The sequence below is a fragment of the Flavobacterium sp. genome (assembly GCF_965657075.1).
In the GTDB taxonomy this organism is placed as follows: Bacteria; Bacteroidota; Bacteroidia; order Flavobacteriales; family Flavobacteriaceae; genus Flavobacterium.
Map to the genome: position 1 here is coordinate 42415 of NZ_CBFHMV010000012.1, position 13329 is coordinate 55743.

7 protein-coding genes and 1 riboswitch are annotated in these 13329 nt (G+C 29.8%); of the genes, 6 read left to right on the top strand and 1 reads right to left on the bottom strand.

The genetic code is table 11. The annotated features are described in order from the left end of the window. Nucleotides 1-2 precede the first annotated feature (2 nt). The gene (locus ACTF56_RS08495) at nt 3-2738 is read left to right on the top strand and encodes a carboxypeptidase regulatory-like domain-containing protein (RefSeq protein ID WP_438966468.1); all 2736 of its coding nucleotides are present in this window, start codon (nt 3-5) and stop codon (nt 2736-2738) included. A gap of 104 nt (nt 2739-2842) precedes the next feature. After that, nucleotides 2843-5218 (top strand): hypothetical protein, encoded by a 2376-nt coding sequence (locus ACTF56_RS08500; protein ID WP_438966469.1) that lies wholly within the window; start codon nt 2843-2845, stop codon nt 5216-5218. Nucleotides 5219-5303: 85 nt separating this feature from the next. On the opposite strand, the gene metK is transcribed toward ACTF56_RS08500, so the two are convergent. Then, nucleotides 5304-6554: a methionine adenosyltransferase gene (metK, locus tag ACTF56_RS08505; protein ID WP_438966470.1), complete on the bottom strand. Its 1251-nt coding sequence runs from the start codon at nt 6552-6554 to the stop codon at nt 5304-5306. Nucleotides 6555-6934: 380 nt separating this feature from the next. Next, nucleotides 6935-7071, top strand: a riboswitch (SAM riboswitch). Nucleotides 7072-7150: 79 nt separating this feature from the next. Here metK and ACTF56_RS08510 point away from each other — a divergent pair. The 4 genes from ACTF56_RS08510 (at nt 7151) to ACTF56_RS08525 (ending at nt 13267) form a co-directional block, all read left to right on the top strand. Then, nucleotides 7151-8140 (top strand): homocysteine S-methyltransferase family protein, encoded by a 990-nt coding sequence (locus tag ACTF56_RS08510; protein ID WP_438966471.1) that lies wholly within the window; start codon nt 7151-7153, stop codon nt 8138-8140. Between the two features lie 120 nt (nt 8141-8260). Next, nucleotides 8261-10933: a methionine synthase gene (gene metH, locus ACTF56_RS08515; protein ID WP_438966472.1), complete on the top strand. Its 2673-nt coding sequence runs from the start codon at nt 8261-8263 to the stop codon at nt 10931-10933. Nucleotides 10934-11031: 98 nt separating this feature from the next. Next, nucleotides 11032-11988, top strand: a complete 957-nt coding sequence (metF, locus tag ACTF56_RS08520; RefSeq protein WP_438966473.1) for a methylenetetrahydrofolate reductase [NAD(P)H] — start codon at nt 11032-11034, stop codon at nt 11986-11988. Nucleotides 11989-12196: 208 nt separating this feature from the next. Continuing rightward, nucleotides 12197-13267 (top strand): acyloxyacyl hydrolase, encoded by a 1071-nt coding sequence (locus ACTF56_RS08525; RefSeq protein ID WP_438966474.1) that lies wholly within the window; start codon nt 12197-12199, stop codon nt 13265-13267. The last annotated feature ends 62 nt before the right edge of the window (nt 13268-13329 follow it).

A 13329-nucleotide genomic window follows, 5' to 3' on the forward strand; every position in this document is an offset into this window, starting at 1 on the left:
ATATGAGAAAATTATTAGTCATATTAGTCTTTTTATACTCATTAAATTCAATTGCTCAAAATATTCGTTTTGAAGGTACAGTAAAAGATTCCACAGGAGTTGCTTTAGAAATGGCTAACGTTATGGCCATTAACGACACAACAAAAGCAATGGATGCCTATGCTATTACTAATGAAGCTGGAAAATACCTTTTAAATTTAGCACCCAACACTCCTTATACTTTAAAAGTCAGTTTTATTGGATTTCAATCTTACGAAAAAAATATTCAAACTACAGATAAGGCAACATTTTATCCGATTGTGTTAAAGGAAGGCAATCAATTAGATGCCATTGAATTGGTTTATGAAATGCCTGTTTCAATTTCTGGAGATACTATTATATACAATTCGGATTCGTTTACTAACGGAACAGAACGTAAACTTGAAGATGTGCTTAAAAAATTACCTGGAATGGAAGTCAGTAAAGATGGCGAAATAACAGTTGAAGGTAAAACCGCTCAGAAAGTAATGATCGACGGAAAAGATTTTTTTGATGGCGATACCAAATTGGCTACCAAAAACATTCCGGCTGATGCAATTGATAAAATTCAAGTACTTAGAAATTATAACGAAGTTTCCAACTTAAAAGGTTTGGAAAACAATCAAGATAATATTGCCATAAACATCAAACTAAAAGAAGGTAAAAAGAACTTTTGGTTTGGAGACATAAATGTGGCTGGTGGATTTAAAAACAGTGAGGCAGATCGATATATGATCAATCCAAAACTGTTTTATTACAGTCCTAAATATAGTTTAAATATTATTACCAATAAAAATAATATTGGAGAATTGCCTCTTACCGCAAGAGATTATTTTAAACTTACAGGTGGATTTCGAAATATTTCAGGAAAAGGAGGTTCTAGTTTTAACGTTACCTCTAATGATTTAGGAATTTTAGGAAATAATAACGATCAAGCAGCTTCTATCGATACTAAATTTGGAGCAGCAAATTTTAGTTACAATCCAACAAAAAAATTGACACTTAGTGGTTTCGGAATTTTTTCTGGAAACACAACCATCACCAATGAAAATAGTTTAAGCAATAGAAATGATAATTTGCCCGATGGAACTACACAACAAATAACAGAAACAAGAACCGATAATACGCGTCAAGAAAGCAATTTGGCTATAGTAAAACTGAGTTCCAGTTATGTGCCTTCTGCAAAGTTGCACGTAGATTATGATGTATACGGAAAAATTTCTGATCAAGTCGAAAATCAAAATTTAAATTCTTCGCTTTTGGGTGATATTTATGCGAATAAAAAACAAAATCCTTATTCCATCAATCAAAACTTAAACTTTTATTATACCTTAAACGATAAACATGTTTTTGCCTTTGAAACGCAACACTTATTACAAGAAGAAGATCCTTTTTACAATGCCAATTTAGCCAATCAGCCTTTCATATTAAACGGATATACTGCTGGTCAAACTCGAAATGATGTAAATCAATCGCGTTTGGTTAAAACAAGTAAACTGGATTCCAAGTTTGATTATTATTACATGGTTACACCAAAAAGTAACATCAACATCACTTTAGGAAATACTTTGTCAAATCAGAATTTTAATTCTTCTATTTTTCAAATATTGGATAATGGAACGCGTAATAATTTAACAAGTGCAGAAAACAACAACAATGTAGATTATTTATTTAACGATTTATACGTTGGTTTACATTACAAATTTATTACAGGTAAATTTACTTTTAATCCTGGTTTTAGTGTACACACTTACAACACAAAAGACACACAATTAGGTACAGAAAACAAAATGAATTTTGGAAGATTTTTACCAGATGTTTTTGTAAATTATCAAATTAAGAAATCGGTTTCATTAACTTATAATTACGCAATTACCAATTCTTTTACAGATGTTAACAGACTGGCAGAAGGTTTTGTATTTAGTAATTACAATAGTTTGTTTAGCGGAAACAGAACTCTGGAAAACTCTCTTTCTGAAAGACATACTATCCGATACACAAAATTTAATTTATTCAATAACGAAACAGTTTTTGGAAATATCTCTTATAACAAACGTATCGATGCCATCAAACAAAGAGCTTTAATTACTGGAGTAAATCAAATTTCAACTTCGGTTAACATAGATTCTAATTTTCCAGACGAAACTTTGAGCGGATCTTTTAATTATGGTAGGTCTTTTTTAAAATATTACAAAGCTTCGGGTGGATTTAATTTGAACTGGAACAAAAATAATAACATTCGTGTTTATCCTGATGGCGATAATGACCCTAATAATAATCCTTCAGAAATTCAAACTATTGAATCTTTCAGTCAAACTTATTTCGCAGGAATATCTACTAACTTTAGAAAAGTACCTAATTTAAGTGTGCGTTACAACTATTCTATAAACGACAATTTTAGTGATGTGGTTTATACTAAAAGTCCAACGGTTGGTTTAGAATATTACTTTTTAGATGCTTTTTCGTTAGTTTCCGATTATAGTTTTTTTGAAAACACTAACAAATCCAACACTATTGAAAACTCTTATGAATTTTTAAGTGCAAGCATCAATTATCTTAAAAAAGGCAGTAAGTGGGAATACAGAATTTCTGGAACCAACTTATTAAATACAAAAGCTTTAAATACTAATAGTTTTAATCAATTAGGAGGAACAAGTACTTTTAGTTCATTCATAGTGCAACCAAGATTTATAACTTTAGGATTGAAATATAATTTGTAAATCTAATAGAAATTTACACAAAAGAGCATTCAATATTTTTTGGATGCTTTTTTATTTTCAAGTAATATTAATTGTAATTTTACTTCAAATTAAACTCAATTTAAATGAAAAACACATTTCCAATTTACTTTCTGTTTTTTTGTATTTCATTATTTGCTCAAAATAATACTATAGATCCAGGAATTTATAATTCTCAAGGTTTACAAAAAGGCATACAATTAAAAGTTAATGAAGATAAAACGTATGAAATGATTCTTTTAAAAGGAACTATTTCTACAAAAAATGATTCCCTTTATTTTTCTAATAACAAAAGTTCCTCTTCTAGTTTTAAGGTAATACAACATAATTCTACTATTACTAAAGATTCACTTGTTTTAGTTTTTAATGGAACTAATATGTATGGAATAGATGTTTATTATGGGTTACAAAACACTTTAGATGAAAAAGTAAATTATCAATCCATCTCTAAAAATTATGATTATGCTTTTGGAAATGAAAATGAAGCAACATTAAATATAGGCAAAGCAAAATATTTTTGTTTGTTGGAATATATCAAAGGGAAATCTTATGTGTCTAAATATCAATTAAATGCTAATATTTCCAAAATAGAAGTTAATTACAATTATGCAGAAATAAATAAGTTAGAATTTACGGGTATAGCCAAAGAGGATAAAAGTATTTCTTTATACAACAACACTATAAATAACTCTAATAGAGAATTGTTTTCATTTGTAAATGAGGAAATTAATAATAACGAAGAAAATTTATTAATTCCAATAATATATGAAATAGAAGAAGATTTTAAGATTCAAGAAGAAGATAATTTATCTTATCCAGAGGAAATAGTAGAAAGTAAGTATAAATTTAAATTAGTAGTAGATGGTTCTTTAAAAGAAGCATTAAATACATTAAATAAAAGTCCTAACAAGTTTTTAGTAATTACATATAATCCTAATAATAAAAATGAAACTAGAGATTTTAATGAATTTATCCAAAATTATGAAAAAAACTTATCCTATGAGATGTATGAAGAATATGTTCCAGAATATGATAAGTATAATTTCTATTTAGCGACTTCAAAGGATAAAAAAATATTTGATGAAAAGTTAAATATCCCTCAAATTGCAATTGTCAACTCTAAAGGAAATAAAATTTATCATACTACAGGTACACTCGCTGAAAATGATAAATTATTTGAAAATTATAATGAATTATACACGCAACTTACAAAAGCAAATGTATATTCTGATATTGATAATAAGTTTGAAAATAAAAAAATTACACCCAAAGAGCTTAAAGAGCTTTTAAAAAACACATTAAAATTAGAAACTCCATATATTAATAGTTTTGCTGCTGTAGAAGTAATTTCGGATGAAGAAGCAACTGCTGAGGAAGTTACAAAAGTAATTGAAACAACCATAGAGGATAAACAAAATGAAGAATATGTTTTAGAATCAACTGAAATAGCTGTGGATAGTGCTAGATATTCAACGTATAACGATTATTCTTATTACGAAATTAAAGATATAGAAAACTTATATAAACTAAAAACTACAAAAGAAGTTCTGGAACAAAAATGGATTCAAGTTTTAGATTACTATATAAAACAAAATGATTACGATGATGATTTGGTTAAAATCATAAAAAAAGAACTATTAAATGAAGGTTTCACTATTAAATTGTTCAGTCAATTTAACAAAGAATTAAAAAATACTGATTTTAGGAGTATTGATTATTTATTTAAATACTATGAGGTAATAAATAAAAAAGTAGAAATTCAAGAAATAATGTATAATGATTCTATTGTTCCTATGGAAGAAGTAGCCGATTATTACGGTAAAGAATATTATGATGATGAAAAAAGTATTTATTATGTTTTAGAAGAGGTTTTTAGAAATAATACAAACAATAATTATAATTTTTCAAACGAATATATTCTTAAAACATTATCTTATTATAAAAAATACAATAATATTTTAATTGAAAACAATATATTTTCAACCCATTATTTAGATGCTTTGTTGACTAATATTGATATTTTAAATGATAGAAACGAATTATATGATTCATTTGAAAAACACTACAATTCTATTATTACTGATTCAAATTTAAATGTAATTGAATCATTAGACGAAGCCTTTTCTAAAGTGGATTCTTACGATTATCAGAATGATTGGACATCTTTCAAATTTTTCTTTTCACAAACATCAAACTCAATAGCTTGGTCAGTTGTTGAAAATGAAAGAGATTCTGAATTAATTAAAAAAGCCATAAAATGGAGTGAAACTAGTTTAAAAGTTGAAAAAAATAACCATTATTATTTAGATACTTTAGCTCAATTATACTACAAAAACGGTCAAAAACAAAAAGGTATTGAAACAGAAGAAAAAGCCATTAAATTTGCTCAAGAAAATGAAGATGACTACAATATTGAAGAATATAAAAATGTGTTAGAAAAAATGCAAAACGGAACTTACTAAAACAAAAAAAACCTAATTCATAATTACGAATTAGGTTTTTTTACAAACTTTTTTATCATCTGAATTTTTTTCAGAATCTAATGTTTTACAATCCAAAAGCAGCTTTTACTTTATCAACAAAGTCTAATTTTTCCCATGTAAATAATTCAACAGAAACGGTTTTTGGTTCACCATTTGGCAATTGAAAAGTTTTTGTAACGGTTTCTGGAGTTCTTCCCATGTGACCGTAAGCAGCGGTTTCACTATAAATAGGATTTCTTAATTTTAAACGTTGTTCAATAAAATATGGACGCATATCAAAAATTGTTTCTACCACTTTACTAATTGCTCCATCAGTCATATCAACCTTTGATGTTCCATAAGTAACCACATTGATTGAAGTTGGTTTTGCCACTCCAATAGCATAAGAAACCTGAACTAAAACTTCATCACATAAACCAGCTGCAACTAAGTTTTTGGCAATATGTCTTGTGGCATAAGCAGCACTTCTGTCAACTTTACTTGGATCTTTTCCAGAAAAAGCACCACCACCGTGAGCTCCTTTTCCACCATAAGTATCTACAATAATTTTTCTACCAGTTAAACCAGTGTCACCATGTGGTCCACCAATTACAAATTTTCCAGTTGGATTAATGTGATAGGTAATATCATCATTAAACAAATGGGCGTATTGCGGATATTTTGCTTTAATTCTTGGAATCAAAATAGAAACCAAATCACTCTTAATTTTAGCTAACATTTCAGCTTCTGGTGCAAAATCATCATGTTGTGTCGAAATTACAATAGCATCAATACGAACAGGTTTATTGTCGTCAGAATATTCTAAAGTAACCTGAGATTTTGCATCAGGTCTTAAGTAGGTAATTTCAGAATTCTCTCTTCTTAAATTAGCTAATTCGATTAATAAAGCATGAGATAAATCTAAAGCTAAAGGCATATAGTTTTCAGTTTCATTGGTAGCGTAACCAAACATCATTCCTTGGTCACCAGCACCTTGCTCTTCTTTACTAGCTCTATCAACTCCTTGATTAATGTCTGCAGATTGTTCATGAATTGCAGATAAAATTCCACATGAATTTGCTTCAAACATGTATTCGCTTTTGGTGTAACCAATTTTTTTAATTACATCTCTTGCAATTTGTTGAACGTCTAAATAAGTATTAGATTTAACCTCACCTGCCAAAATAACTTGACCGGTTGTTACTAAAGTTTCACAGGCTACTTTAGAATCAGCGTCAAATGCTAAAAAGTTGTCAATTAATGCATCACTAATTTGATCTGCAATTTTGTCTGGATGTCCTTCGCTTACGGATTCAGACGTAAATAAATATGCCATACTATTATTTTTATATCGAATTTAATCAATAGGTTAGAAATAATCTTAGGGATTTTTTTTTTGAATTGCGCACAAAGGCTAAAGGGGGAAGTTTCCTGCTTTAGCATTTTTTTAATGAGGTTGCAATCAGTCAAATTTTTCCTCTAATTCTTTTGCAAATGTATAAAGACTATTTGAATTGAAAAAATTATAATTAAAAATTTATGTTATTTGTAATCAAACTTAATGAATTATAAATATATTTATAGAAAAAATTACTAAATATTTAGGTAATTATGGTAAATAAAACTAAAATTTAATAAAATAATTATTATTACAGAAAATATTTCACTACAATAAATTTAATTATATCTTTGCATTGTTCATAAAAATAATGATTGTTATCACGAAAGCTGGAGAGATTAGACTCAATGAAAGCTTGGCAACCTCTTGTTCCTTTAATGAGAAAGGTGCTACATTCTATCTTTATTCTGAATTTATTTCAGAATCTGTTCATCAGATTTTAAAGAAAAGATAACTCAACGAAATTCTTTCCAATTTCTTGATAACATATTATTGATAATAACCATTACAAATTTTGCGGTTAAGTAAACGATATGTCAAAAATACAAGAAGCTATAAAAGAAAGAATCCTCGTCCTAGATGGAGCAATGGGAACAATGTTACAACGCCATAATTTTTCAGAAGAAGATTTTCGTGGTTTACGTTTCAAAGATTTTCCTTATCCTTTAAAAGGAAACAACGATTTACTTTCCATAACACAACCAGAAGCTGTTAAGCAAGTCCACCGTTTATATTTTCAAGCTGGAGCTGATATTGTAGAAACCAATACATTTTCAGGAACAACTATCGGAATGGCTGATTATCATTTAGAAGATTTGGTTTACGAATTAAACTACGAATCAGCTAAAATTGCTCGTGAGGTTGCTGATGAATTTACAGATAAACCAAGATTTGTTGCCGGTTCAATCGGTCCAACAAACAGAACAGCATCCATGTCTCCAGATGTAAACGATCCAGGTTTTAGAGCTGTAACTTTTGATGATTTAAGAATTGCCTACAAACAACAAGTTGAAGCTTTAATTGATGGTGGTTGTGATGTACTTTTAGTAGAAACAATTTTCGATACTTTAAATGCAAAAGCAGCTCTTTTTGCAATAGAAGAAGTAAAAGAAGAAAGAAATATCGACATTCCAATTATGGTTTCAGGAACAATTACAGATGCTTCTGGAAGAACTTTATCAGGTCAAACCGTTGAAGCTTTTTTAATTTCCATTTCTCACATTCCGTTATTAAGTATCGGATTTAACTGTGCTTTAGGTGCAGACCAATTGAAACCTTATTTAAAACGATTAGCTCATAATACACAATTAAATATTTCAGCTCATCCAAATGCTGGTTTACCGAATGCTTTCGGACAATACGATCAAACTCCAGAAGAAATGCAGGCTTTAATTCGGGAATATTTACAAGATAATTTAGTAAATATTATTGGTGGTTGTTGTGGAACTACTCCAGAACATATCAAACTAATTGCCGAAGTAGCAAATGAATTTAAACCTAGAGGAATAACCGTAGAAGTCTGATTACAATGAAAAATAAAATAATAAACACCAAAAAAAGATTACAAAATAAATGGCAAAATTTTAGAACAGATTTTAAATTGTTTTACAAAGAAGTCAATAAGCATTACAAGAGAATAAGCGATGAGTTATAAAGCCAATAAATTTCTTCAATTATCAGGATTAGAACCTTTAATCATAACTCCAGAAACCAATTTTGTAAATGTAGGTGAACGAACCAATGTGACAGGCTCACGTAAGTTTCTTCGATTAATTAAAGAAGAAAAATACGATGAAGCCCTTGAAATTGCTCGTGCTCAAGTAGAAGGTGGAGCTCAAATCATCGATGTAAATATGGATGAAGGAATGTTAGATGGAGTTTATGCCATGACAAAATTCCTAAATCTAATTGCAGCTGAACCAGATATTGCTCGTGTTCCTGTTATGATTGATAGTTCTAAATGGGAAATTATTGAAGTTGGTTTAAAAGTCATCCAAGGAAAAGGAGTTGTGAATTCAATTTCCCTAAAAGAAGGAGAAGAAGTATTTATTCATAATGCCAAGTTGATAAAAAAATATGGTGCAGCTGTAATTGTAATGGCTTTTGATGAACATGGTCAAGCCGATACTTATGAAAGACGAATCGAAATTTGTAAAAAAAGCTATGATATTTTAGTAGAAAAAGTAGGTTTTCCAGCAGAAGATATCATTTTTGATCCTAATATTTTTCCAGTTGCAACTGGAATGGACGAACATAAATTAAATGCACTAGATTTTTTCAGAGCCACAAAATGGATTCGTGAGAATTTACCTTATGCTAATGTTTCTGGTGGTGTAAGTAACGTTTCATTCTCCTTCAGAGGAAATGATAAAGTGCGTGAAGCGATGCATTCTGCTTTTCTATATCATGCCATCCAAAACGGTATGACAATGGGAATTGTGAATCCTGAAATGTTAGAAATTTATGATGAAATTGATCCTATTCTTTTAGAACATGTAGAAGATGTATTATTAAATAGAAAGGAAGATGCAACTGAATTACTCTTGACTTTAGCCGAGAGTTACAAAGGAGATTATAAAGTAAATGAAAAAGCGATTGCAGAATGGAGAAATGGTTCCATTCAAGAAAGATTAACACATTCATTAGTTAAAGGAATCGATGAATTCATTGAAATTGATGTTGAAGAAGCACGTTCAAATTCAGCTAAAGCCATAGAAGTTATAGAAGTTAATCTAATGGCAGGAATGAATGTAGTGGGTGATTTATTCGGAAGCGGAAAAATGTTTTTACCACAAGTAGTAAAGTCAGCACGTGTCATGAAAAAGGCAGTAGCTTATCTTTTACCTTTTATTGAAGCTGAGAAAACAGGAAACTCATCAAGTGCTGGAAAAGTCCTAATGGCAACCGTAAAAGGTGATGTACATGATATTGGAAAAAACATAGTTGCAGTAGTTTTAGGTTGTAATAATTTCGAAATCATTGATTTAGGAGTTATGGTTCCACCTGAAAAAATTATTGAAGCAGCTGTTCGTGAAAAAGTAGATATAATTGGACTAAGTGGACTAATCACGCCATCATTAGACGAAATGGTTTATTTAGCCAAAGAAATGGACAAACTGAATATCAAAATTCCAATTATGATTGGTGGTGCAACAACTTCTCGTGCACACACAGCTGTAAAAATTGCACCAGAATACAAAGAGACTGTAGTTCACGTGAATGATGCTTCAAGAGCTGTGACAGTGGCTAGTAACTTATTGCAAAAAGAAACCAAAGAAAATTACGTAAAAGCAATCCGTGAAGAATACGACAATCTTCGTGAAGGGTATTTGAACAGAAGTCGAGATAAAAATTATCTTACCATTGAACAAGCTCGAAAAAATAAATTGCAATTGGATTGGACAAATTACCAACCTTTAAAGCCTAATTTCATTGGAACAAAAACTGTCGATGTCGAACTTTCTGAATTAATTCCTTTTATCGACTGGACACCGTTTTTTCAATCGTGGCAATTATTTGGTAAGTTTCCAAAAATATTAGTTGATGAGGTAGTTGGAACAGATGCCACCAATTTATACAATGATGCTTTATTCATGTTAGAAAAAATAGTTGCAGAAAAATGGTTTACTGCTAAAGGAATTCTCGGAATTTTTCCAGCAAATACTGTAAATGATGATGATATCGAAGTTAAACTTCCATCTTCCATCTTCCATCTACTAACTTTAAGACAACAATCTCAAAAAACAGCTGGAGCACCAAATATTGCTTTAGCGGACTTTATAGCACCAAAAGATTCAGAAATTCAAGACTATATAGGATGTTTTTGTGTCACAACAGGTTTTGGAGTAGATAAAAAAGCCAAAGAATATGAAGAGCAATTAGATGACTACAATTCCATCATGGTAAAAGCAATAGCAGATAGATTAGCCGAAGCTTTTGCAGAATATTTACACCTAAAAGTTCGAAAAGAAATTTGGGGATATGCTTCTGATGAAAATTTAAATAACCTTGAATTAATTAAAGAAGAATATAAAGGAATTCGTCCAGCACCAGGTTATCCTGCTTGTCCAGACCATTTAGAAAAACCAACGATTTGGAAAGTATTAAACGTTGAAGAAGAAATAGGAGTAACCTTAACGGAAAGTATGGCCATGTGGCCTGCTTCATCAGTTTCAGGATATTATTTTGCCAATCCAGCAAGTAAATATTTCGGACTAGGGAAAATAAAAGAAGATCAAGTAATAGATTACGCCAAACGTAGAGGAATTTCAACAGAAGTTGCCACAAAATGGCTCGCACCAAATATAGCAGATTAATTTTCTGTATATAGTATACTGTAAAATGTATATTGAAAATAACTCAATAGAATATTACATTATACAATATACAACAATACAATATACAATTTATAAATATGAAAGTAACCCAACATATAGAAAAAGCCAACGGAAAACCCTTGTTCTCTTTCGAAATATTGCCACCTTTAAAAGGACAAAATATCCAATCTATTTTTGATAGTATCGATCCTTTAATGGAATTTAATCCACCATTTATTGATGTAACTTATCATCGTGAAGAATACGAATTCAAAGAATTACCTAGTGGTTTATTGCAAAAGAAAATTGTAAAAAAACGACCAGGAACGGTTGGAATTTGTGCTGGAATTCAGAATAAATATGATGTGGATGCTATTCCTCATATTTTATGTGGTGGATTCACTCAAGAAGACACAGAAAATTTACTAATTGATTTAGATTTTTTGGGAATCAATAATGTTGTAGCACTTCGTGGTGATGCTTTGAAAAACGAAACCTATTTCAAACCAGAAAAGGAAGGAAATGAATTTGCTTCAGATTTAGTAAAACAAATTTCGAATTTAAATAACGGAATTTACTTAGATGAAGATTTACAGAATTCTTCTTGTACAGATTTTTGCATTGGTGTTGCAGGCTATCCAGAAAAGCATATGGAAGCACCAAGTATGGATAGCGATATTCATTTTTTAAAACAAAAAATTAAAAACGGTGCTGATTATATTGTTACCCAAATGTTTTTTGACAATCAAAAATTCTTCGAATTTGTAGAAAAATGTAGAAAATCTGGAATTACAGTACCAATTATTCCGGGATTGAAACCCATTGCAACTAAGAAACAGTTGAATTTAATTCCACACAGATTTAAGGTAGATTTACCAGATGATTTAATTATGGCTGTTGTGAAAGCTAAAGATAATGACGCCGTAAAACAAGTGGGAATTGAATGGTGTTTGCAACAAAGTAAAGAATTGGTAGCAGCTGGAATTCCATGTTTGCATTATTATTCGATGGGAAGAGCAGAAAATATAAAAGCTATTGCAAAAGAAGTTTTTTAGCAATAGACCTAACAGGTTTTTAAAACCTGTTAGGTCTTATTCTTTTGGGAAATGAAATTCAGATTAGAACTTCAATACAAAAATTATTAGCCCTGATGGGAATGGCATCCTTTTTTGAAAAAAAAGATAGAATGGACAGCAGGAAAAAGGACAGTAAATATAGACCAAGCCATTTGCTCCAAAAAAATCTGTTATATTTGCCCTCAATATGAAGCAAATTGTATTTTTCTTACTCATTTTTTCAACAGTAAATGCTCAATTTTCTGTTGATGTTGACTATTTGTACGGAAAAATTTTACCTCATAGTCAATCCATAAAACATTTAATTGTCAAACATCCAGAAGGGGTTTTGTTGAGTTTTAATAAAAAAACGTATGGAGAAAAAGAATGGCAATCCAATTTTAATTTTCCAGATTATGGTTTTTCATTGCAATATCAAGCAAATAAAAATCAAGTTTTAGGGGATTTATATGGAGTTTACGGACATTATAATTTTTACTTTTTAAAGCGAAATTTAGTATTTCGTGTGGGTCAAGGAATTGCTTACAATACCAATCCATACGATAAAAATGAGAATTTTAGAAATTTGGCTTATAGTACAAAACTAATGCCTTCCACTTATTTTTTATTGAATTATAGAAAAGAACAAATTATTGGAAATATAGGATTTCAAACTGGTTTTTCTTTTTTTCATCATTCTAATGCCAATTTAAAATCACCTAATATTAGTACAAATACTTTGTCTTTTCAATTGGGATTAAATTATGTTGTAAATGATGATTCCAAAACATTTAAAGCCACTTTTGATTCTTTAAAAGTATCTTTTCCAATAAAATATAACATTGCTTTTCGAACAGGAATTAATGAAAGTGATATCATTGGAAGTGGTCAAAAACCTTTTTATGAGTTGAGTTTTTATGCAGATAAACAATTCACTAAAAAGAGTAAAATGCAGTTAGGAATTGATTTATTTGCTATGTATTATTTGAAAGAATACATCAAATATAAAGCTGTGGCTTTTCCTAATGAAAATGTAAATCCAGAAACAGATTTTAAACGTGTCGGACTTTTTACAGGGTACGAATTGTTGATTAATAAATTTTCATTGGAGGCTCAATTAGGATATTATGTGTATGAACCTTTTGATTTTTTAGGGCCAATTTATCAAAGATTAGGAACAAAATACCATTGGAATAAGTCCGTTTTTAGTTCCGTTTCGTTAAAAACTCATGGTGGAAAAGCAGAAGCTATAGAATTTGGAATAGGAGTGAAGTTGTGAAATCGCCATTAACAACAAGTTTGTTGCAAACAAACACCAATAAAATAAAGCGATACTATATG